The sequence below is a fragment of the Gelidibacter maritimus genome, from assembly GCF_014062315.1.
Lineage (GTDB): Bacteria > Bacteroidota > Bacteroidia > Flavobacteriales > Flavobacteriaceae > Gelidibacter > Gelidibacter maritimus.
The window spans coordinates 154,530-179,378 of record NZ_JACGLT010000003.1 but is presented as its reverse complement, the minus strand read 5'-3'; the positions used below and the strand labels follow the sequence as shown (position 1 = coordinate 179,378).

Annotated in this window: 15 protein-coding genes; 12 read left to right on the top strand and 3 right to left on the bottom strand. The window is 39.8% G+C overall.

Features of this window, described 5'->3' with window-relative positions:
* The first annotated feature begins 8 nt into the window (after window positions 1–8).
* The 6 genes from H3Z82_RS05235 (at window position 9) to H3Z82_RS05210 (ending at window position 10,161) form a co-directional block, all read left to right on the top strand.
* A complete protein-coding gene (locus H3Z82_RS05235) occupies window positions 9–1,649 on the top strand; it encodes a DUF4270 domain-containing protein (protein WP_182203302.1) in 1,641 nt (546 codons plus the stop codon).
* 25 nt (window positions 1,650–1,674) lie between these two features.
* Window positions 1,675–3,522 (top strand): glutamine--fructose-6-phosphate transaminase (isomerizing), encoded by a 1,848-nt coding sequence (glmS, locus tag H3Z82_RS05230; protein WP_182203300.1) that lies wholly within the window; start codon window positions 1,675–1,677, stop codon window positions 3,520–3,522.
* A 210-nt stretch (window positions 3,523–3,732) separates the two neighbouring features.
* Entirely contained in the window at window positions 3,733–6,483 is a 2,751-nt protein-coding gene (locus H3Z82_RS05225; RefSeq protein WP_182203298.1) for a TonB-dependent receptor, read from the top strand.
* Window positions 6,484–6,496: 13 nt separating this feature from the next.
* Window positions 6,497–8,113, top strand: a complete 1,617-nt coding sequence (locus H3Z82_RS05220) for an SGNH/GDSL hydrolase family protein (protein ID WP_182203296.1) — start codon at window positions 6,497–6,499, stop codon at window positions 8,111–8,113.
* 189 nt (window positions 8,114–8,302) lie between these two features.
* A complete protein-coding gene (gene atpD / locus H3Z82_RS05215) occupies window positions 8,303–9,811 on the top strand; it encodes a F0F1 ATP synthase subunit beta (protein WP_182203294.1) in 1,509 nt (502 codons plus the stop codon).
* Between the two features lie 74 nt (window positions 9,812–9,885).
* Window positions 9,886–10,161, top strand: a complete 276-nt coding sequence (locus H3Z82_RS05210; RefSeq protein WP_182203292.1) for a F0F1 ATP synthase subunit epsilon — start codon at window positions 9,886–9,888, stop codon at window positions 10,159–10,161.
* 64 nt (window positions 10,162–10,225) lie between these two features.
* Here H3Z82_RS05210 and H3Z82_RS05205 read toward each other — a convergent pair whose 3' ends face one another.
* Window positions 10,226–12,016, bottom strand: coding sequence for a M61 family metallopeptidase (locus tag H3Z82_RS05205; protein ID WP_182203289.1), 1,791 nt, complete (start codon window positions 12,014–12,016; stop codon window positions 10,226–10,228).
* Between the two features lie 242 nt (window positions 12,017–12,258).
* Here H3Z82_RS05205 and H3Z82_RS05200 point away from each other — a divergent pair, with 242 nt between their 5' ends.
* The 5 genes from H3Z82_RS05200 to H3Z82_RS05180 all read left to right on the top strand — a co-directional run bounded on the left by H3Z82_RS05200 (window position 12,259) and on the right by H3Z82_RS05180 (window position 16,737).
* Entirely contained in the window at window positions 12,259–12,675 is a 417-nt protein-coding gene (locus tag H3Z82_RS05200; protein ID WP_182203287.1) for a DUF2007 domain-containing protein, read from the top strand.
* Between the two features lie 221 nt (window positions 12,676–12,896).
* Window positions 12,897–13,532 (top strand): hypothetical protein, encoded by a 636-nt coding sequence (locus H3Z82_RS05195; protein WP_182203285.1) that lies wholly within the window; start codon window positions 12,897–12,899, stop codon window positions 13,530–13,532.
* Window positions 13,501–14,931 carry a flotillin family protein gene (locus H3Z82_RS05190; RefSeq protein WP_182203283.1) on the top strand — a complete coding sequence of 477 codons (1,431 nt, stop codon included), beginning with the start codon at window positions 13,501–13,503 and terminating at the stop codon, window positions 14,929–14,931. Before H3Z82_RS05195 ends, H3Z82_RS05190 begins: the two co-directional genes overlap by 32 nt.
* Window positions 14,932–15,316: 385 nt before the next feature.
* Window positions 15,317–16,180 (top strand): cupin-like domain-containing protein, encoded by an 864-nt coding sequence (locus tag H3Z82_RS05185; RefSeq protein WP_182203281.1) that lies wholly within the window; start codon window positions 15,317–15,319, stop codon window positions 16,178–16,180.
* 65 nt (window positions 16,181–16,245) lie between these two features.
* A complete protein-coding gene (locus tag H3Z82_RS05180) occupies window positions 16,246–16,737 on the top strand; it encodes a DUF6646 family protein (RefSeq protein WP_182203279.1) in 492 nt (163 codons plus the stop codon).
* 476 nt (window positions 16,738–17,213) lie between these two features.
* On the opposite strand, the gene H3Z82_RS05175 is transcribed toward H3Z82_RS05180, so the two are convergent.
* Window positions 17,214–17,684 carry a regulatory protein RecX gene (locus H3Z82_RS05175; RefSeq protein WP_182203276.1) on the bottom strand — a complete coding sequence of 157 codons (471 nt, stop codon included), beginning with the start codon at window positions 17,682–17,684 and terminating at the stop codon, window positions 17,214–17,216.
* Window positions 17,685–17,800: 116 nt separating this feature from the next.
* On the opposite strand from H3Z82_RS05175, the gene H3Z82_RS05170 reads away from it, so the two are divergent.
* Window positions 17,801–22,354: a choice-of-anchor D domain-containing protein gene (locus tag H3Z82_RS05170; protein ID WP_182203274.1), complete on the top strand. Its 4,554-nt coding sequence runs from the start codon at window positions 17,801–17,803 to the stop codon at window positions 22,352–22,354.
* Window positions 22,355–22,427: 73 nt separating this feature from the next.
* Here H3Z82_RS05170 and H3Z82_RS05165 read toward each other — a convergent pair whose 3' ends face one another.
* On the bottom strand, window positions 22,428–24,839 hold the full coding sequence (locus tag H3Z82_RS05165) for a TonB-dependent receptor plug domain-containing protein (protein ID WP_182203272.1): 2,412 nt from the start codon (window positions 24,837–24,839) through the stop codon (window positions 22,428–22,430).
* Window positions 24,840–24,849 lie beyond the last annotated feature (10 nt).

The window sequence follows — 24,849 nt, the reverse complement described above, 5'->3', positions numbered from 1 at the left end:
ACATTGTAATGAGAAACAAAAAAATCGCCTTGAAAAACCTATTTATCCTTGCCATATTAATGACAACATTTATGGCCTGCGATAAAGATTTTGTATCACTAGATTCAGACATTTCCGGTCTTAATAATTTTGGTGTGGCTGACGCTAAATATGACGTTATTGCCTACACCAACAAGCTAAAGCCTATTCAGACCAACAACTTACCATCCAATTTATTTGGTTTTTACAAAGACCTTACTTATGGAAATACCACCGCCAGTTTGGTAACGCAATTGTCGCCAACTACATTAGCGCCAACATTTCCTGAGGATGTAAGATTGGATTCTGTAGTGTTGACCATTCCTTATTTCAGCAAATCAACGGGTATTGAAAATGAAGTCACGTCTTATAAATTAGACTCTGTTTATGGTGATGGAATGCTCAATCTTAAGCTTTATGAAAACAACTATTTCCTAAGGAATTTTGATCCGAATTCAGGGTTTGATCAACCTCAGAAGTATTATTCTGACCGTTCGTTATCGGCCTCAAGTCAAATTCCCCTGGCATCTTTACAGGGCACGGTTATAAAAGCCATTGATAGCTTTAAACCCAGCAACAAAGAAATCATTCTTAAAAAAGGGGAGGAAATTACACGTTTGGCTCCGGCCTTACGCGTTAAAATGGACACCACCTTTTGGAAAAATAAAATCATGCTTAAAGAAGGTGATCCCGTACTAAACAACGTCAACACCTTTCAAAATTACTTTAGAGGTATTTACTTTGAAGCGGAAGCCGTGAACAATGATGGCACGATGATGTTGCTTAATTTTGGTGCAAACAATGCCAATATTACGCTTCATTACAGCTCTCCCCCTGCCGGAGGGGCAACAGATGCTGATCGGATAACGGGAACTTACCGATTGGGTTTCCCAAGCTTCAATCCCAGTACAATTACTGCATCGAGCAATATTATCAACTTTTTAGATAACGATTTTACAATGGCAATTCCTGAAGGCAATCCTACTACAGGCGACGAGCGACTTTATCTTAAAGGAGGCCAGGGCGCCATGGCCGTGATCAATTTGTTTGGAGGCACAGATGTAGATACGGATGAGGGCACAATGACTGCTTTTGAAGCATTCAAAAATGACTATGTACAAACGGACGCTTCGGGAAAATTTGTAAAAGCGAAAAGATTGATCAATGAAGCCAATTTGGTTTTTTATGTAGATCAAAACCTTACACAAGGTCAAGAACCAGAAAGACTCTATATTTACGATACCAAAAATAATAAAACCTTATTGGATTACGATTTTGACTCCGCAGATAACGCCAGAATTAATCACCTTGGGAAATTACAACATGCTGGTGACGATGAAAATTCACAAGGCGTTAAATACAAAATCAAAATCACCGAACATATCAAGAACCTTTTAATGAAGGATTCCACAAATGTTACTTTAGGACTGGCAGTGTCTACAAATGTAAATCTGGAAGGCTCCGTAGCGCAAGGCTCTATACTGAACTCTGATGGCAATGCCGTGAAAAAACTGCCGGTAAGTTCTATTTTATCACCCAAAGGCACAGTTCTATACGGTAATAATACAGCGGCTTCAGATGAGAATAAAAAGTTATATTTGGAGATCTTTTATACAGAACCAAATAATTAGTATTCAACCTAAAACCTAATACAAGATGTGCGGAATTGTCGGATATATAGGCCACAGAGAGGCTTATCCTATTGTTTTAAAAGGATTGCAACGCTTAGAGTACAGAGGCTATGACAGTGCAGGCATTGCCTTATATGATGGTCATGATCTTAACTTATGTAAAACTAAAGGTAAGGTGGCCGATTTAAAGGAACGTTTGGAAAAGGAAATATCCACCAGTGGAAAACTGGGCATTGGGCATACCCGCTGGGCCACCCATGGTGTTCCTAATGACGTGAATTCACATCCTCATTATTCCAATTCTGGTAATTTAGTGATCATTCACAACGGAATCATTGAAAATTATGATTCGCTAAAAAAAGAACTCGTAAAACGCGGCTACACCTTTCAATCAGATACAGATACGGAAGTACTGGTTAACTTGATTGAGGATGTAATGACCAACGAAAATATCAAACTCGGCAAAGCAGTTCAGCTTGCCTTAAATCAAGTTATCGGAGCCTACGCCATAGCCGTCTTTGATAAAACCAAACCTAATGAGATTGTCGTTGCCAAATTAGGTAGTCCATTAGCCATAGGCATTGGAGAAAATGAATTTTTTATTGCGAGTGATGCTTCACCTTTCATTGAATTTACAGACAACGCCATCTATCTTGAAGATCATGAGATGGCCATCGTGAGGCTGGATAAAGATATTAAAATCAGAAAAATAGAAGATGACTCCTTGGTCAATCCTTATATTCAAAAGTTACAACTAAACTTAGAACAAATAGAAAAAGGTGGCTATGACCATTTTATGCTAAAGGAAATATACGAGCAACCTTTAGCTATAAAAGATACTTATAGAGGGCGATTATTAGCCGATGAAGGCATCATTAAAATGGCTGGCATTGAAGATAATATGAAGCGTTTTTTAAATGCGGACCGTATTATAATTGTAGCTTGCGGTACTTCATGGCATGCAGGATTGGTTGCAGAGTATATCTTTGAAGATTTAGCAAGGATTCCTGTTGAAGTAGAGTATGCTTCAGAATTTAGATACAGAAACCCTGTCATTACTGAAAAGGATGTTGTGATTTCCATTTCTCAATCTGGTGAAACAGCAGATACCTTAGCCGCTATCAAGTTGGCAAAGTCAAAAGGTGCATTTGTATTTGGCGTTTGTAATGTGGTAGGCTCATCCATTGCTAGAGAAACTGATGCCGGAGCCTATACGCATGCAGGACCTGAAATTGGTGTTGCTTCTACAAAAGCCTTTACCACCCAGATTACGGTTCTCACTTTAATTGCCTTACGATTGGCTAGAGCCAAAGGCACGATGTCAAGTTCAGATTATCGTAGACATTTGCATGAATTGGAACTCATTCCTGAAAAAGTTACTAAAGCATTAGAAGCAGATAAGCACATCCAAGCCGTGTCACAATTGTATAAAGACTCCCACAACATGCTTTATTTAGGTAGGGGATATAATTTTCCGGTGGCTTTGGAAGGCGCTCTAAAATTAAAGGAAATTTCATACATCCACGCTGAAGGCTACCCTGCCGCTGAAATGAAACATGGTCCTATTGCGCTAATTGATGAAAATATGCCTGTCATTATCATTGCCACCAAAAAAGGGCACTACGAAAAGGTAGTCAGCAATATTCAGGAAATCAAAGCCAGAAAAGGAAAGATTATCGGTATTGTAACTGAAGGTGATGTTAGTGTGAGAGAGCTTGCCGACCATGTGATTGAAGTTCCTGAGACTTTAGAGAACCTATCGCCTTTACTAACAACTATCCCATTGCAGCTATTGTCTTATCATATTGCAGTTATGTTAGGCAAAAATGTTGATCAACCCAGAAACCTTGCAAAATCAGTGACTGTAGAATAATAGTCCAGCAACTGATTTTTCTAAGCATAACCCAAAAGACTAAGAACTACAGAAGAGTAGATTTTAGTCTTTTTTTATGTCTAAAGTATACAAACAGCTAAGCATAGCTCCGCCCAATTAATACTATGCATGCATAATTTTTAATAAAAAACAATTCGAAATACCATTTAATTATTTATATTGGTAACCAAAATTAACTAATTCCCTAAAATGAAAACAATTCTTAAGATTATGATGCTGTTAAGTGTTACGCTCACTTATGCGCAAACTACAGTATCCGGAAAAATAACCGATGGAACTGGTCAACCCTTACCCGGTGCCAATGTTATTATTGTAGGAACTTCCACTGGGACTATTTCAGACTTTGATGGAGACTACAGTTTAACCACATCCCAATCGCCTCCATTTTCCATACAAGTAAGTAGTGTCGGTTTTGAGTCGGTAACAAAACAAGTGACTTCAGCCACCCAAACCATCGACTTTCAACTTCAAGAAGGAACATCCTTGGACGAGGTGGTCATTTCGGCTTCCAGAACACCAGAACGCGTTTTTGAATCGCCAGTAACGGTAGAGAGGTTTGGTCTTAAGGAGATTAAAAACACAGCATCGGCTGGGTTTTATGATGGATTGGAAAACTTAAAAGGTGTGGATGTCAACACGAATAGTTTAACCTTTAAATCTATTAATACCAGAGGTTTTGCAACTTTTGCCAACACGCGTTTTATGCAACTGGTAGACGGGATGGACAATTCATCGCCAGCATTGAACTTCCCAATAGGGAATTTAGTGGGCATGAATGAAACCGATGTCTTAAGTGTTGAATTACTACCAGGTGCTGCATCTGCTTTATATGGTGCAAATGCTTTTAACGGTATACTTTTTATGCGTAGTAAAAATCCTTTCGATTTTCAAGGAATTAGCGGCTATCACAAACAAGGTATCACTTCTCAAGACGCTAGTGGCGATAACACTTATAGAGATTCCGGAATAAGAATGGCCTATAAATTCAGCGACTATTTTGCTGCAAAAGTAAACTTTGGATGGTTGAAAGGAACCGACTGGACTGCCAATAACTACGACGGGAAACCGGGCGGTGGTGCCACTAGAGCAAGTATCGATTACGATGGCTACAATATTTATGGTGATGAGGTATCTACCAATATTAGAGCCGCATCGGGTGGTTTAGGTGTTATTCCTGATGTTCTCGTCAGTAGAACGGGATATGAAGAGCGTGATCTAACCGATTATAATGCAGAAAGTGTCAAAGCAGACTGGGGATTATACTTAAGACCTTGGGCCAATGATTTTGAAATTCAATATGTTGGTAAAATTGGAACAGGCTCCACAATTTATCAAGGTACCAATAGATATGCCATTACAAATTTTACCCAGCAACAACATAAACTCGAAGTAAGAAATGACAATTTCTTCGTTAGAGGTTATGTGGTTTCCGATAACGCGGGTGATTCTTACGACATGGTCTTTACTGGAATTAATATTAACCGGGCGTGGAAATCAGATCAGCAATGGTTTGGCGAGTACATTCAAACTTTTGCTGGCGCAACCTTCAGTGGTGCTACGGAAGCGGAAGCACATGCTGCAGCAAGAGCCGTCGCAGAAACGGGACGCTTAGTGCCTGGTACGCCGGAGTTTAAAGCAGCTTTTGATAGAATTATTAAAGATCCTGACTTTGCAACCGGTTCTCAATTTAAAGATGAGTCTAAGTATTATCACGCTGATGCTAATTACAACTTCAGTCACTTATGGGATGCCATTGACATCCAAGTTGGTGGTTCTTACAGAAAATATGAATTGAATTCTTCAGGAACCATCTACACAGATTTTGACGGCTCTATCCCGTATTCAGAATTTGGAGTGTATACCCAATTACAGAAAGAATTTGACTTAGGTGCTGAAATGAAATTAAAATTGACAGGTTCTGCACGTTATGACAAGTCTGAGTTTTTTGACGGTTTCTTATCTCCAAGAATCTCAGCTGGTTTTACGGTGAATCAAAACCATAATATTAGAGCTTCTGTACAAACAGGTTTCAGAAACCCAACCACTCAGGATTTATTTATAGGTCTTGATGCCGGTCGTGCTATCTTAGTAGGATCTGCTCCAAGTAACTTAGACCGTTACGTTAGAGATTATGATATCAGTGCTGCTGGTCAAATTGGATTCGGACAGCCTGCACAAATATCCCAGTCAGGAGGTGCTGCTTATACAAATTCTTATTTGGCGTCTTCGGCAACTGCCTTTGCACAATCTGGAAATCCTGCCGATTTAGAGATTGGAAATTCAGCGCTTGTAACTCCAGAAAAGATTACAACGGCTGAGGTAGGTTATAGAGGTAAAATTGATCGTGTAATTGTGGACATGAGCGTTTATTACAACAAGTATCAAGATTTTATTTCCGGTGAAGTGGTCATTGCTCCATTTTATGGTACTGTAGGCGATAATTCACTTTCTGTTATGGCTATTGCTAATGGCGATTATCAAGCCTATCAAACCTATACAAATTCTAAAGCAGATGTCAATTCTTACGGTGGGTCTATAGGGCTTTCTACAAAAGTATTTGGAAACTTCGATTTAGGAGGCAGCTATACCTACACTAAACAAGATTTCGATCAAGCCGCATTCCCAGATTTTAAGACAAGTTTTAATACCCCAGAACATAAAGTAAAAGTCAATTTCGGAAATACGGAGTTGTTTAAAAACTTTGGTTTTAATACCGCATGGAGATGGAGTGACGATTACTACTGGCAAGCTACCTTTGGAGACGGAGACATTCCGGCCTACCACGCACTTGACGCACAGATTAACTTTACCGTTCCTTCATTGAAATCTACATTCAAGGCAGGTGCAACCAACGTTCTTGGCAAAGAGTACTTTACGGCTATTGGTCCAGGATCAATCGGATCTATGTATTATGTATCATGGACTATCAACAACCTATAAAACAAATTTCACAATGAAAAATATAAAATATTTACTACTGTCCGCTATCCTGATTGCTTTTACAGCCTGTAGTGATGACGACTATGATTACAACCCAGCGCCCGAGCCATTACCGGAATTGACTGCTGGCTCTGTTGACTTATCAACGTACGTAGCAGTAGGCGCCTCTTTCTCTGCTGGATACACAGACAATGCGCTCTTTATCAAGGGGCAGGAAAACTCTTTCCCTAATATTCTGTCTGGAATATTTTCAAATGTCGGTGGTGGTACCTTTTCACAACCATTAATGAAAGATAATATTGGAGGTTTTGTTTTGGGTTCTGATATTGTGGTAGCACCACGATTATATTTAGATTTAACAGGGCCAAGTCCAGCACCAAAACCTTTAAATGCCGTACCAACAACTCAAATAACAGAGGTCTTATCAGGCCCGTTTAATAATTATGGTATTCCTGGCGCCAAAAGTTTCCATTTAGGTATTCCTGGCTATGCTGCTTTAAACCCTTATTTTGGACGTATGGCTTCAAGCGCGACAGCCACAGTTCTTGGAGATGCTGTTGCACAAAACCCTACATTTTTTACACTCTCAGAAATTGGTGGTAATGACGTGTTGGCTTATGCTACTTCTGGAGGTACAGGCGTTTACCAATTGGGCAACTTAGACCCTTCAACTTACGGAAGCAACGATATTACAGATCCTGATGTGTTTACTGCTTCATTCTCAGCTGCAGTGAATGCATTAACAAGTAATGGCGCTAAAGGGGTTGTCACTAATGTGCCTTACGTTACAAACTTAGCGCATTTTACGACCGTACCACACAATCCATTAGATCCATCCAACCCTTCTTTTGGTCCTCAAATTCCATTATTGAATTCAATTTTCGGAGCTTTGAATCAAATTTTCACGGTCATTGACCCTTCAAGAGTTATTGAATTTTCAGAAACAGCGGCAAGTGCCGTGGTCATTAACGATGAAAGTTTAACTAATATCGCGCCACAAATAGCAGGCGCATTAAATGCAAGTCCTACTTTTCCAGCATTTATAGCTCAATTTGGTTTACCCGCAGAAGCTGCACCATTGGTGGCAGGCCTGCTGGCAAATACTTATGGTCAAGCAAGACAGGCTACTGCCGATGATCTTTTAGTACTACCAAGCAGCAGTGTTATTGGCACCGTAAATATGGCTTCGGTTCAAGCCTTAATGGCTCAAGGCTTACCTCAAGAACTGGCAGGACAATTTTCAGTAGAGGGCGTCACCTTGCCATTAGCTGACAAGTGGGTCCTCATTCCGAGTGAGCAGGCAGATATCAAAGCTGCTACTGATTTATACAACCAGTCCATTGCAGCTATAGCAGACCAAAAAGATTTAGCCTTGGTTGATTTTAAAGGTATTTTACAAACCGCAACAGAAACTGGATTTTCTGATGGTGACTTTACTTTCACTACAGCATTAGTTACTGGTGGATTAATAAGTTTGGATGGTGTACACTTAACATCAAGAGGCTATTCGCTTATGGCAAATGAGTTCTTAAAAGCTATTGACGCCAAATACGGTTCCAATTTTGTTGCAGCTGGTTATAAAGCAAAGCCAGGTGAATATCCAACAAATTATAATCCGGCATTAAGATAATAAAGATGATGCGCCAAAGATTAAAACACCTTTCAAAAGAAGGTGTTTTTTTTGATTAAAAAAGCCTATAAAAGCACTTTATAATTAGTTAAAAAATCATATCTTTGCAGCGCGAAAAACAGACTGCCCAACAAGATTGGACAATTAAGTTTTTCTTTTATAGTTAATTCAACATTAAACAGATAAGTAATGTCAAAAGTTACAGGTAAAGTTGCACAAATCGTTGGCCCAGTAATCGACGTAGCGTTTGAAGCAGGTTCAGAGCTTCCAAAAATCTATGATTCCTTAGAAATTAAAAGACCTGATGGTTCTTTATTGGTATTAGAAGTCCAATCTCATATTGGAGAAGATACTGTTAGAACTATTGCGATGGATTCTTCTGATGGACTAAGCAGAGGTGCTGACGTACATGCTACCGGTGCTCCTATCCAAATGCCAATTGGCGAAGATGTTTATGGACGTTTGTTTAATGTTATCGGTGATGCTATTGATGGTTTAGGTGATTTACCTAAAGCTGGCGAAGCTGGTTTACCTATCCATAGACAAGCACCTAAATTTGAAGATCTATCAACTTCAACAGAAGTTTTATTCACAGGAATCAAGGTAATCGATTTGATTGAGCCTTATGCAAAAGGTGGTAAGATTGGTTTGTTTGGTGGTGCTGGTGTTGGTAAAACGGTTTTGATCCAAGAGTTGATTAATAATATTGCAAAAGGTCACGGTGGACTTTCAGTATTTGCTGGAGTTGGAGAAAGAACTCGTGAAGGAAATGACCTTTTGAGAGAAATGTTGGAGTCTGGCATTATTAGATATGGCGACGACTTTATGCAATCTATGGAAGATGGTGGATGGGATTTATCCAAAGTGGATAAAAGCATCATGAAAGAATCCAAAGCAACCTTTGTATTTGGACAAATGAACGAACCTCCTGGAGCTCGTGCTCGTGTAGCATTATCAGGATTGACCATTGCTGAGTATTTCCGTGATGGCGCTGGTGAAGCTCAAGGAAAAGACGTTTTATTCTTCGTTGATAATATTTTCCGTTTTACACAAGCGGGTTCTGAAGTATCGGCCTTATTGGGTCGTATGCCATCTGCGGTAGGTTACCAACCTACATTGGCCACTGAAATGGGTGCCATGCAAGAGCGTATTACTTCTACAAAAAGAGGTTCCATTACATCTGTACAAGCGGTTTACGTTCCGGCGGATGACTTAACGGATCCTGCACCGGCAACAACGTTTGCCCACTTGGATGCTACCACGGTATTGTCTCGTAAAATTGCTGAGTTAGGTATTTATCCAGCAGTAGATCCATTGGATTCTACCTCACGTATCCTAACCGCCGAAATTTTAGGACAAGAACATTACACTTGCGCACAAAACGTAAAGGAGTTATTGCAACGCTATAAAGAACTACAGGATATTATCGCTATTCTTGGAATGGAAGAGCTTTCTGAAGAAGATAAAATGGCCGTTGGACGCGCAAGACGTGTACAACGTTTCCTATCACAACCATTCCACGTTGCCGAGCAATTTACAGGAATCCCAGGGGTATTGGTTGATATTAAAGAAACCATCAAAGGATTTAATATGATCATGGAAGGTAAGTTAGACCACCTACCAGAAGCCGCCTTCAACCTTAAAGGAACTATTGAAGAAGCTATCGAGGCTGGAGAAAAAATGCTTGCTGAAGCCTAAAAAAAGTAGGCAGTCTTCAATCTTCAGTCTTCAGTGACTGCAGACTGAGGACTGCAACTGCAAACTATAAAACTATGTATTTAGAAATTGTATCCCCAGAAGCCTCACTCGTAAGTGGTAATGTTGAAAGCGTTACCGTACCGGGTATCAATGGTGAATTCCAAATGCTGAACAATCACGACGCTATTGTTTCCATTCTTGGAAAAGGCCCCGTGAAGTTCAAGGGCAACGCAGAGATTGCTCAAGGCCAAGAAGCCCAATTCACACAAGAAGATGGCAGTTGGGTAATGTACATTAATAGCGGTACTGTAGAAATGAAAGATAACAAAGTGATTGTTTTGGTTGACTAATCAAAATACGCTCAATATCAATAAAAAAAATCACGCACTTTGCGTGATTTTTTTCGATTTAACTTTATTGAATTTTAGAATTTAGCCAACCCGACCGGTTCGCTTTGATCTTATTTGTGAGTTTCTTCTCGTCGGTTTCAATCAGTTTCATATCATAGGAAATAGCTGTAGAAATAGTAAGCATATTTTCATGCTCAGATCCGAATCGCTCATATACTACCGGAATCTTATCATCGACTTTAAACGTACTTAACACAGCATTTATGCTTGCTTGTCCGTCCATCGTGATTGCTCCAATCTTAAGAATTTTATCACCTTTTTGAAAACCGGCCTCATAGGCGGAGGAACCCATTTTAGCATTACTCACCAAACGCTGATTTCTGACCGATGCACCGAACTCAATATCATTTTTGGTTATAAGAGTCATGCCCATCGGCTCCATTACAGTTTCATAGTCAGGCATGCCACTTTTGTAAACATAGTTATTGAAAAAATGATCGCCAAATTCCTTTCCGGCATAAGTGTTCAGGCTCTCATGTAAATCCTCTACCGTATATGGTATTTCCGTTCTACCATAAGCTTTCCAAACCATAGTCATGTAATCATCAAGGCTTAAATTTCTTTCTCTTAAGGAAAGATCTAAAGCCAATCCTAACATACTTCCATAAGAATAGTAGGAGATAAAAGTGTTTTCCCTGTTAGTGGCATCCACTGACCGTGCGGCATCCACAAACGGCGCTTGGTAGCTCATTTCTATTGGCGTAAAAAATTGCCTTGCAGGAGACGTCCACACATAGTTAAATGTTCGGACCAGTCCTTGAATATACTTCTCCCGACTTATAATTCCTGATCTCACTAAAGACAAATCATCATAATAACTGGTAAACCCTTCGGCAAACCACAAATCGCCACTCATATTCGCTCTTGAGAAATCAAAAGGTTCCAAAGATTTTGGTCGGAGACGTTCCACATTCCAAATATGGAAAAACTCATGGGCTACCGTGCCAATATTCAGTTCAAGACCGCCTTTAGATAAGCTCCTTGAACTCGGAATAGACGTAGAGTTTCGATGTTCCATTCCATCCCCAGTGGCATTTGGCATATAGCAAGCTAAGAATATATATTCACCATAATCAAAATTAGGCAATTCGCCAAAGACCTGCATTTGCTCCAAAACCACTTTTTTAACTTTTTCAAAATACGCATCCAATTGTGCATCGCTAGCGGCATCGTCATGCAATACAAAAGTTATCGTCTGATCTTCTACCTTAAAAGCACGTGTTCTGAAATTGGCAATCTCTACCGGACTATCCATAAAATATTGAAAATCTTTCGCGTAATAGGTATTCTCTTTTTGGTGTTTTAATTGGGTTGCAATTTTCCAATTCAAATCCTCACGCACCTCAAACGTTACTTCAATTTCTTGTGCTTCCAGTTCCGGAACATAGATAAAGGTGGCTGGTAAATTAAGGTGCGCATGGGTTTCGTCAATCTGCGCGTAGGTACCATCGCCGTGATTGGCAAATAAGGTATAACTGACCATTATGGTCCCATCATGGCCTTTGACCCGCCAGGAGTATGGATCTGGTCTTGTAGGGCTAAGCTCATTACCCTTGCCATCTGTCACTTTTACATTGTACACGTTTTTCGCAAATTCGTGTAAGGCATATCTACCAGGAGAAGATCGGCTCATGGCAAATGTCGCTTCATCCTCTTTTAGATTGGTAAAGGTTGCGTTGATAGTGGCTTCGTGATGTACGGCATTTTCAAAAGAAATACTGTATGTTGAAGATACTTGCGCTTGTAAAACGAAAGCATACAGAAAAAAAGCGAGGGAGAAAACAATACGAATCATGGGCTTGAGAATTTGATTCGTAAATATACGATGATTTTAAAAAATTATTAAGACCTGGTAATTTCTGTGTTAATTATTTAAGATCTGTCTGTAAAGAATAGACCTCACAGGTTTTTAAAACCTTTGAGGGCTTCGTATCTTTACAAAATGATTTAAAAAAAGATAGAAATTCAGGGTTATTACATGTCTAAAAATACTTGTCGTCTTTGATCCAAAATTTATAAATTAGCGCATTTAGGCCTATGAAAAACGAAACCTTTACAACTGTTGCCGTATTCCAATATTCTACGGAGGCACAGATTATCAAAGGCCGACTGGAATCTGATGGAATTCGAGTTTTTTTATCTGATAATCTTACCATTGATACAGATCCGTTGGTAAGCAAAGCTATTGGTGGAATCAAATTGAAAGTATTATCCTATCAAGCAGCAGAGGCACAAAACATACTGAATGCCATTCAAAAATATTCCTTGGATGATGCGGGAAATTCCATCCGGTGTCCTAATTGTAAAAGTTCTTATATAGAACTATTCTCCACTATCAAAGACCTGAAATCACTTTTTTGGTTCCTATTTGGTGTTCTGTTCTCTTCATTGCCATTTTATACCAAGCACAAATACAGATGTGAAATGTGCGACACTGAGTTTGATTTAAAATAAAGTCAATAGCGTCTATCACAGCATTTGGTTAAAAAAAATAAATTTTGTAACAAAAGCTTCCAATCATCTACATATAATTAAAAGGTTGACTATAATTTTATGGGGTCATACCGTACCATGCTTTGAGAAATCGGTTTAAATATAATCGTCTTTTATCGAAAAAAATGGTCTAAGATTTTTAAAGGTCTTATATTTCAATATAAATTCAAAATTATCCGATTATGATGGAGTGGTTTTCAGATTTAGAATTGTTCGCCAAATTTTATTGGGTGATTGCCCTTATTGGATCTCTCGTATTTCTGATCATTGTTATTATGACCCTTATAGGCATTGAGGGTGGTGAAGATTTTGATGATGTTGACACGTCCATTGATGCAGATACTGGCATTGAATTTCAATTCATCTCACTTAAAAATCTCATTGGCTTTTTCACAATTTTTGGATGGTCTGGCATTGCATGCATTGGCGAAGGTTTTTCAAAATCCATCACCGTCTTAATTTCCGTAATTGCAGGTCTCGCCATGATGACCATTATGGCGGCCATGTTCCATTATATGAGAAAACTCGCCGATAGCGGGACATTAAATTACAAAAATGCCATTGGTGCCATTGGCGAAGTCTATCTCACCATTGGCGAAAACCGTTCAAAAATGGGTAAGGTCAGTGTACGAGTCCAAGGTACATTGCGCGAACTTGAGGCGCTTACGGATTCCTTCACAGAATTAAAATCTGGCACCATTATTAAAGTCGTTGATGTTACCAGCAACGGCATTCTTATTGTCGATCAAACCATTAAACCAATAGAACCCTTTAAACCAACAACCTATGAGATTCCTGCTGACACAAGAGACGTTTAGTTTAGGGCTGCCCATTGCAGTCATTGTTGCGATACTCTTTATTTTTGTATTTTTAATTATCCTTATCAGACGTTATAAACGCTGTCCATCCGATCGGATTTTGGTAGTGTACGGTAAAGTTGGCGGTGGCCAATCTGCCAAATGTATCCATGGTGGTGCCGCCTTTATATTTCCAGTTATTCAAGATTACTCGTTTTTGAACCTGACACCAATGTCCATTGAGGTCAATTTGGTCAATGCACTTTCCAAACAAAACATTAGGGTCAACGTCCCTTCCAGATTTACCATTGGTATTTCAACAGAACCAGGTGTGATGCAGAATGCGGCTGAACGCTTATTGGGATTGGCCATGTCTGATGTTCAAGAATTGGCAAAAGAAATTATTTTCGGTCAATTGCGTTTGGTCGTAGCTTCGATGGACATTGAAGAAATCAACAACGACAGAGATAAATTCTTGACAAACATTTCACAAAGTGTAGAATCAGAATTGAAAAAAGTAGGTCTTAAATTGATAAACGTCAATATTACTGATATTGTTGATGAATCTGGATATATTGAAGCCTTAGGTAAAGAAGCTGCTGCACATGCGATAAATGCTGCTCGTAAATCGGTGGCTGAAAAAGTAAGAGACGGCTCTATTGGTGAGGCCAACGCGGTTCAGGATCAAAGATCGCAAGTTGCTGCTGCCAATGCTCAAGCTGTTGAAGGTGAAAATACGGCTAAAATTGCTGTGGCCAATTCAGACTCCTTAAGACGTCAACGTGAAGCGGAAGCGGAGCGTGTGGCTACAGCAGCGGAAAAAGTGCAGACAGCAAAAGGTTTGGAAGAATCTTATGCTGCGGAAAAAGAAGCTGAAATAGCCAGAGCAGAGCGCGAGCGTTCCTCTCAAATGGCCGATATAATTGTACCGGCTGAAATAGACAAGCAAAAAGTTGAAATTGACGCTGAGGCTGAAGCAGAGCGTATCCGTAGAAGAGCAAAAGGTGAAGCTGATGCCATACTGTTCAAGGCACAAGCAGAGGCCCAAGGTCTCTATGAAGTCTTGACCAAACAAGCGGCAGGTTTAGACCAAATTGTGAAAGCTGCCGGAAACAATTCAAAAGATGCGGTATTGCTATTGATTGCCGATAAGCTGCCGGAATTGGTAAAAACACAGGCAGAAGCTATTAAAAACATCAAAATCGATAAGGTTACCGTCTGGGAAAACGGCAGCAATGGCGATGGTAAATCATCAACGGCCAATTTCCTTTCCGGAATGTACAAGTCGGTGCCACCATTACAAGACATGTTTAACATGGCTGGAATGGACTTACCGGGGTATTTAAAAGGTAAGGACACCACTACAACTGACGAAAACACTATTGACAATACTAAAAATGATACTAAACAGGAAGAGTAATGCTTTTTTTAGTTCTTTAAGAAATAAAGTATTAAACAGATAATTGCCAATATGGGTTGCGCCGGCCTAAAGTCAATTAAACTTGCGCTGCCTCCTGAAGATATTGAATTGGAGACCTGCCTTTCAAATAATGGCAGGTCTTCTTTTTTGAGGGCCGTTGTGGAAAAAACGAGTATCAAATATTCTAACAAAGCTGAACGTCCTAATGATTAGACCGTGGTGAATGGATGCAATCTATAGAAAAGTTTCCTTTTTCGTATTTATTAATGGGAATTATGAGCGCTTACACCACCACTGCACCTAATCATGAAACTCCGAACATTTAACATTCCTTTTTTTAAATTCCTTTTCGAATGCTTAACTTTGCAGGCTAAATCTCAATGTATTGGCACTAGACCTACAAGACATCCCTCGTGTAAAGACCATTACCAAAGAGGATTTTATAAACCATTATTTCAAGCCTCAAAAGCCTGTGGTGATTGAGCGCTTTATTGAAGATTGGCCCGCCTATGAAAAGTGGCGCCTGAATTATATTAAGGACATTGCCGGAGACAAAGTTGTACCATTATATGATGATCGGCCAGTGCATCATGAGGACGGTTTTAATGAGCCACATGCCACGATGAAAATGGCAGATTATATTGATCTTTTGAAACGTGAACCTACGAAGTTCAGGATTTTTTTATGGAATGCGTTAAAGGAAGTTCCACAGCTACAAAAGGACTATTCCTATCCGGATTTTGGTTTAAAACTGATGAAAGGCTTGCCAATGCTATTTTTTGGCGGGGAGAATTCGCATACATTTATGCATTATGATATTGATTTGGCCAATATTTTCCATTTTCATTTTGAAGGAAAAAAGTTGTGCATATTATTTGACCAGAAGCAAAATGACTACCTCTATAAAATCCCGCATTCCTTGATTACCCGTGAGGATATTGATTTCTCAAATCCTGATTTGGACAAATGGCCAGCGCTTAGAAAAGCAAAAGGTTATAAAACTGAATTGAACCACGGCGAAGTCTTGTATATGCCAGAAGGTTATTGGCATTATATGAAATACCTCACTCCCGGCTTTTCGATGAGCTTACGTGCTATTGCCAGAAACCCTAAGAATCTTGGGAAAGCCATTTATAATATTGTGATCATGCGCCATTTTGATACGTTGATGCGCAAGCTAAAAGGTCAGAAATGGATTGATTGGAAAAACGAAAAAGCCATTAGCAGAACACAAAAGAGTTTAGACTAAATACTTAGCACATTATTAAAAAACATAGTTATCTTTGCCCGAAAATTAAATACAAATCTTTTACCATGAAAAATCTATTTGTAATCTTATGCGTCTTAAGCTTTTCCTTTGCAAATGCCCAAGCCTTTATAGGAAATACTGATAATAAATTCCAAATTGGAGCCAACTTCCAAGATAAGGCAACTGGAATTGACGTGAGCTATGATTATGGCCTTGGCGAAAACATCTCTGTGGGTATTACAGGAGCATACGCTTTAGGGGTGAGAGAGGAATTGAACGCGAATTTTGGAGACCGTTTTGATATTAAAGGCCGATTCAATGCCCATTTAGGAAGCGTTTTGAATGTTGACGATAACTTTGACGTTTACCCAGGTTTGAACTTGAGTTTGAAAAATTTTGGTGGCCATGTGGGCGCACGTTACTTTTTCTCCGATGGCTTTGGGGTTTTTACAGAAGCTGTTTTCCCAATTGCAAAATATAAAACCAACATCACCAATCCTGCGCATTATATCTACAACCAATTTGTGCTTAATCTTGGTGCCTCTTTCAACTTATAATCGATAATTTAATATATATTTAAAACTGTATGGTTCTTCGGAATGATGCAGTTTTTTTTTGTTGTGGGTTGTGGGTTGGCTGTTGTGGGTTGGCTGTTGTCTGTTGTCTGTTGTCGGTTTGTTGGTTGTTGGTTGTCAAAAATCTTCAATCGTTAATCGTCATTCATTATTCGTCATCCAAAAATCAAAAATCTTCAATCGTTAATCGCTAATCGTCAATCAAGCTTCGCGATTTTCTCATCACTCATATCTTTAAATTCAGAAATGATTCCCGCGGATTACGCAGATTTTCGCAGATACTTTTGAACCATGTGATCTTGCATGAGTAGTTTGGATTGTCAGGGACATCATTCAAACTTCATCATTCGATATTCATCATTCATCATTCGATATTCAAAAAATCTCCAATCGTTAATCGCTAATCGTCTCTCACCACAAACCCCAATACCTCATGCCTCATGCCTCATGCCTCCTGCCTAAAACACCTCATTCACCTTATCATACACCAAATGGCTTTCCCACCCTCTATAAAAAAGGTAATCTGCCAATTTTTTCTTTTTCTTTAAAACGTTGGTTTCCTTAATACTTTCTGCCTTTTTTTCCGCAAGCGCATGGAAAGTTTCCATATACTCTTGATCGGTTATGGTTTGAAGCGCCATGTTAATAAGAGTTTTTCCGATATCCTTTTGTCTAAGCTCACGCGTCAAACGCAGTTTCCCCCATTTTTTTATCCTGAATTTCCCACTGACGAAAGCTTTGGCGTAGCGTTCTTCACTTAGAAAATTGTCTTGCATCAATTTTACCACAATATGGTCAATGGCCTCAGGAATCATGTCCATGCCTCGTAGTTTTTGGATGACTTCCTTATGACAGCGCTCTTGATAACTGCAATAGCGTTCCATCCTTTTTAAAGCTTCATCGACGGTATAGGTTTTTTTCGAAAACATATGCAAAAATAACAACTATTTTATAATTCCTAATAAATTGTAACTTGTTGAACGTAAGACATTTTAGCTTATATTTGGTGATCTGTGTTAGCAATACGTATTAATTAATTTTTCTCATGATTAAAAAATACGCCCTCTTATTGGTAGCATTTTTATGCATTGGTCTGTCCGGGTATGGGCAAGGCTCAGAGAGTTTCACGAATTCTAATGCCTCTGCATCTTATTCTGACGGCGTTTTTCTTGGTGATAACGGATTAACCTGGACCTATGTTCAGTCTCGCAACGAAGGAGGTTTTCCTATCACAGGAAGCGGCTTAATGTTGAGACGAATTTCAGACCAAAGTCGAATTACTTCTTCTTCGGTACCCAATGGCATCGGTAGTTTTTCTTGCCGACTTTTAAAAGGATTTACTGGATCTGGAAACAGACAAGTTGAACTATTTGTCAACGGCATTTCTCAGGGCACTTCTATAACTTGGGACAATACAACAGTACAAACTTTCACAGTCAACGCCATCAATATCACTGGCGATGTCATCATAGAAATAAGAAACATCACCCCATATCAGGTTGTTATTGATGACATTTCATGGACTGCGGCATCAACAGTCACAGTAGACTACTGTAATCTGCAATCTCCCCAAAATGGAAATATTACGGTTGGGACCGGATTTAGTGTCTATGCCCAAGTTTACAAGGCAGGCGTTACGGAAACAGCGGGACCAGATTCTGGGATGAATGCTTGGATTGGCTATAACACTGTGAACAACAACCCTAATTCACCTGATTGGACTTGGCTGCCCGCTACTTATAGCACACAAACAGGTAATAACCATGAGTATGTTGCCAACATCGGGCCAACATTGCCGTCAGGCACTTATTATTACGCCAGCCGATTTCAATTGGATGGTGGTCCATACCGTTATGGTGGTTATAGTGAAACTGGCGGTGGCTTTTGGAATGGAACTTCCAACCAAAGCGGCGAATTAAGTGTCGATACCGTCGATTTCTGCAATCTGCAATTCCCAGGTATTGGGACCATTAACTTAGGGGAAGCTTTTGATGTCTATGGACAAGTGTATGAACAGGGCATCACTCCCGGTGCTGGACAAGGCCTGGGCATTATTGCAGAGATAGGCTATAGTCTTACCAATTCAAATCCGAATACCTGGACCGATTGGATTCCTGCCACTTATAATGCAGCTTGCTTTGACTGTAACGATGGACAGAATGATGAGTACAGCGCTAATTTAGGTGCTGCTATCACTAGTCCTGGAACCTACTACTACGCCACCCGTTTTCGATTGAATGGTGGGATTTGGTTATATGGTGGTATTCTGGAAGATGGATCAGCAGGTAACTTTTGGGATGGGAACACTTATGTTTCAGGGGTATTGAATGTTATGGCTCCTGAAATTAGAGTTGAGGCCAACGTCCATCCTTTTTTAGAGATCGTCAATGGCGACATGTCACCTTTTAGTTTAAGAAATACACTGTTTGCGGCGCAATACGTAGGGGCATCACAGTCTAAATCTTACAGAATTCTGAACCTTGGCAATTTAGATCTCTCTGTGCCAAGCGTGAGTATAATAGGCGCCAATCCTGACGACTTTACCATCACTGTTCATCCAACAGCAACAATCTTTCCTGGGACATTTTCAATTTTAGAAATTGAATTCTCTCCTTTGGCAGCTGGGGTAAGAAACGCAATCGTCTCCATAGTCAACAACGACAGTGATGAAAATCCTTATACTTTCGCCATTAGAGGGACAGGACTTTGCATCACTACAAGCCATATGGCAAGTCCAATACATGGCCCTACAGGAACCATCGTTACCGTAACCGGAACCAATTTTGACGGCGCTACTTCCGCAAGTATGAACGGCATTGTTATGGCAACCACACTAATTAATTCGACTTCTATTGAAGTGACCATTCCAGAAAATGCGGCAACAGGCCATATTGTAGTTGTGAACAGTATTGGATGTACAAGTTCAATTCCCTTTACCATTATAGACAGCCAAGTTGGAGGATGCGAAGGAAGCGCCGCGCTTTCCGACCTATTTATCAGCGAGGTTACTGACGCTACGGTAGGCGGATTAAGTTATATAGAAATCTATAATGGTACCGGTGTCTCGGTGCCACTGGGAGAGTACTCTTTAGGTATTTATAACAATGGATCAAGCGATCCTACTAGTACAATTCCACTTCAAGATGTCGCTTTAGCAAACAATTCAACCTATGTTGTAGCCATTGGAGCTGCTGCAAATCCGACCAATTCAAACTCTTGTCCACAAGATGGTGGAAATGGTCAATTTGCGGCACTAACAAGCACTCTTATTAGCGGCATCAACAAAAAAGATAATGAACACGATGTTATCCGATTATTAAAGTCCAACGGAACAGAAGTTGTGGATGAATTTGGGGTTTACATGGATAATACTTGGATGGATGCTACCTTGATTACCGGTGACCGTGGCTTTAACTTTAGACGACTGAATACAGCGTTGCTCCTACCGAATCCAATTTTTAATTTGAGCGATTGGAATGTTATTGACTGGGTAGGTTCAGGCCCCAGCTCCTGCCCTACAAACGACTACTCAGATATTGGACATTTTGATTTTTCAGGCGGTGCATCGCCTTTGGTTACCCTTCAACCAATGGCACCAAGCTCAAGTTGTGTTTTGAATGCAACATTGACTGTCTCGGGTGTTGAAGGTGTTCCAGGTGGACATCCCTTGACCTATCAGTGGTATTATAATGCTCCTGGAACCGCAAATTGGGTTGAGATATTTGCGACCAATCTTGACTACTCCGGTCAACAATCTGACCATTTAAATATCTTAAGTACTCTTGATTTGGACGGTTATCAATATTACGTACAAATCCGTGAGAACAATGCCACATGCTATTCGGCGAGCAATGCCGTAAGATTAAAACTCAATCAAACCACTTGGGATGGTTTCACTTGGAATCCATCAATTCCAGACCAAAATACCACGGCAATTATTAACGGGAATTACACAACAAGTCCCACCTCGGGAAGTTTTACGGCCTGTAATCTTGTGGTCAATTCCGGATTTACCTTAGATATCACAGAAGATTATTACGTAGAAGTCATTACCGATGTGCTTGTCAAAGGCAATTCGCCTACAAATTTTGGAGACATCTTTGTCGATAGTAATGCAGCATTTATTCAGCGTGGTGACGATGCAAATGCAGGAACCTTCACATTGGAAATACCAGCTTCCGCGCGCGTGAGAAAACATACAGCAGAAAAACAAAATTGGTATGATTATACCTATTGGAGTTCACCCGTGACCAATGAAACCGTCGAATCTGTATTGAGCATGGCTTCTCCCAGCAGACGGTTTTATTTTGAGGCAGCCAACTATGAAGATACCAATGGTGACGACGTAGATGATAATGGCGACGATTGGCAGTTGGCTACCGGACGGATGATTCCGGGAGTAGGCTATGCATCCACTTCAAACAATTCTGGAACTTTCCCAAGGATTGATACAACGACTTTTAATGGTGAATTCAATAACGGAAATATTTCTGTCACCATTCATACCAATACCATTGCAACCGATAATGACTGGAATTTTATTGGTAATCCTTACCCATCTGCTATTGATTATAAACTCGTTCATAGTCAGAATTCTGATGTCATCTCTGGTGCCGCTTATCTTTGGTCTCAAGCGAGTCCACCTTTAGCAAGCAATCCAGGTAATCAAGTGCTCAACTTTAATAGAAATGATTACGCCATCATTACGGTTGGAAGCGGAAACATAGCAGGGGGCAAAGACGAAATGCCTTCTGACTTCATTCCTTCGGGCCAAGGCTTTTTTGTAATTGGAATTCATGACGGTGGCACACTGACCTTCAAAAATTCCATGAGAATGGCAGACGCTACTAGCAACTCTCAGTTTTTTAGAAATGCTCCTTCTGATGTACCTAATAAATTCTGGATCAACCTTACCTCAGATAATGGCATCTTTAATCAAATCTTAGTGGCTTACGTAGAAGGCGCAACTGATGGCGTTGATGGATTTGCCTATGATGCTGAACGTAACCGTTCAACGGGATTGGGCGCTATTATCTACACAGAAATCACAGATAGCAATAAGAAATATGCCATTCAAGGCAAAGCTGTTTCCAGCTTATCTTCGGATGAAGAAGTATCTATCGGATTTAAAACCTCCATAACACAGCCAACCCTATATTCATTGTCCGTTGCCCAACTGCAAGGTCAGTTTTTTGATGACAATGAACTCTTTCTAAAGGATAATTTACTGAATATTCATCATAATTTATCAGTGTCCGATTATCATTTCACTTCAGAAACTGGCGAATTCAATGATCGTTTCGTTATTGTTTTTAAAAGTCAAACCCTATCTATCTCTGATTATATTTTAGATACAAATGAAGTCTCAATCATTGAACGGAGAAACGGGCATGTCGAATTTTCTGTTGGGCAAAACCTCAACATTAAATCCGTTGAAATTATAGATGTAATGGGTAGAACTCTTAATTATTTAAAAGGGAGTAAAGCCACTGAAATCTATGACCTCAACAGCTTAAGTCAAGCCGCTTATATCGCCCGTGTCAAACTCTCCAACGGACAAATAATTTCCAAACGTTTTGTTTTAAGTTCTGGGTTCTGAGCTTTCAAGTTTCGAGTTTGGCATTCAATTGAACCGTCTTGGTTCTTGGTTCTTGAATCTAAAGTCTTAACTCTTAAAGCGTATATTTTATAGCCACAATCAAATTGCGCCCAGGGGCTGCAATTCCCGAAGAGTATGGTCTATAGCGTTGGTCGGTAATATTTTCCAAACTTGCCGTTAGAGATAGCGCATCACTAAATTCATATTGGGTCCTTAAATTCAGTGTGTACCATGACGGTGAATAGGGGTTAGAATTGGCATCCAATGCGTAGATATAATCTTTATTTTGTTCGGAAGGCGCTAATTGATTATAAGACAATTCCGCATTATATTTAACAAAACCATCAATATGGAACTTGTTGTTTTGCCATATCAGATGGGTGGCTCCAAACTGTGGAGCGGCATGGCGCAATGGTTTTTTTTCTCCATCATTGCCTTCCTCTTCACCTCCGATAATATTATAATGAGATTTCAATTTTAATGCTTTGGTAAAATTGACCTGCATTCCGACTTCAAAACCATAAATGCGGGATTCCGCGGCATTCTGTATGGCCTGTACGGTGCTCATCTCGCCATCATAAATGATTTCGGACGCTCCATTTAATTCAAAGTCCCGACGGACCAAAGTATTGTCCAAATGTGTATAATAAGTGGCCATGTCCAAAATAAACACATTCTCGAAATTGAGTTTGACGCCATATTCAAGTCCGTAGGCATATTCAGGTTTCAAATCGTCATTTGGTACGACTACAGCTCCAGGCTCAGAATCAAAAACTTTTCCAATATCATCAATATTAGGCGCCCTAAATGCCGATGATACATTCAATCTCATATTTAAGGTTTGGTTTGGATTCCAGTTGACACCTGCTGTTCCGGTAAAAGCGCCGGTATTGATCTTAGTCGTGGTAAATGGCAATTTGAGATAGTCATTGTTTTCTTTAAAATCAGCATGAATCATCACATGATTGTAGCGAATACCTGTTTGCAATACAAATTTTGGATTGGGTTTAAACTTAAGACTTGTGTAGGCGGCCATAGACTGCCAATCGGAGCCGTTGGGATAACGTGATACTGTTGGCACGCTAATTCCTGTTTGAATGTCTTCTTGCATCCCGGTAGACAGGACCTGATTGTAAATGTATTCCAAGCCATAGAAGAACTCCATTCTTTTGCCAAGTTGTTTTTCGAGATCAAGATTGAACGAAAGTGCATCCACCGCCTCTTCCCTGATATTCCGTTTGGTATTATTGAAATCCCTATCCATTCTGCTTTCCTGAAAATTCTGATAGGCTACTGTAGATTGAATTTTATCGTAAAGATTGGAGTTGCTACTCAATTTGGTCACCTGCAAATTTCCCATAAACCAACGCTGTGGCCCATAATTCCATTCGGCCGACCGCAAAGTATCTTTTTTGTAACGAATCAATCTGTCGTATCTCGAATACTCTGAGGTTGTAGTATAATATAAACCCAGATCAAAGCTCCAATCCTCCTTGGGCTCATACCTTATCTTCTGCAAAAAATTGATCTGATCATAACCTGTAGGGATTTGTATTAAAGGATCAGGATTGGGTACAACCTTATCAACACCATCAGAAGTCTGCACATATTCTGGCCTGATATAGTCCGTGGGGCCATGACTTCCCATTCGTAAATCGTCAAAATCAGTATAGCTCAAACTAGTAAGAAAAGCCCACTTTTTAATTCCTAAATTGAAGTCCAAATGGCCTGTTTTCTCTTTATTGGCCGTGGTATATCTTCCAACAACATGTCCTTTGAAATAGAGCGAATCAGAATAAGAGAGTTGTGGCGTTTGCGTGTAGAAGCTCATCACCCCACCAATGGCATCGCTTCCGTAAACCACAGAACCTGCACCCAAGGTAACTTCAGTATTCTGAACGGTAAATGGATCTATAGAAATCACATTCTGTAAATTGCCCCCTCTAAAAATGGCATTGTTCATGCGTACACCATCTACTGTCATCAACAGTCGATTGGTGGACAATCCCCTTATCATCGGACTTCCTCCGCCCATCTGACTTTTTTGAATAAATACGTTGCCGCTATTTTCCAATAAATCCGCACTGGTCTGGGGATTTGAAAAAGCAATGGACTTTGCATTGATATTGATGATTTTTTGAGGAATATCACGTTTACTCTGTTGAAATTTTGAAGCCGAGACCACAACTTCATCCAAACCTTCAATATTTGGTCTTAAATAAATTGTTTTATTTGCTATGTCCGCCGCGACATAACTGCTACTTATATAAAGCAAATGTTCAATAAAAAGCACTTCATCTGATGTAAATTGACTTAAATTGGCAACACCATCAATATCTGACATTGTCGATTTACTTTTAGAAGCATTATAAATGGCGGCCCCAGCAATGGGTAGGTTTGTAGATGGTTCTAAGATCTTAATATTCTGTGAGTGGCCCTTGGCAAAAATGAAGAGGAACACACTTATCAAAAATAAAAATCTCATAGTGTAAAAC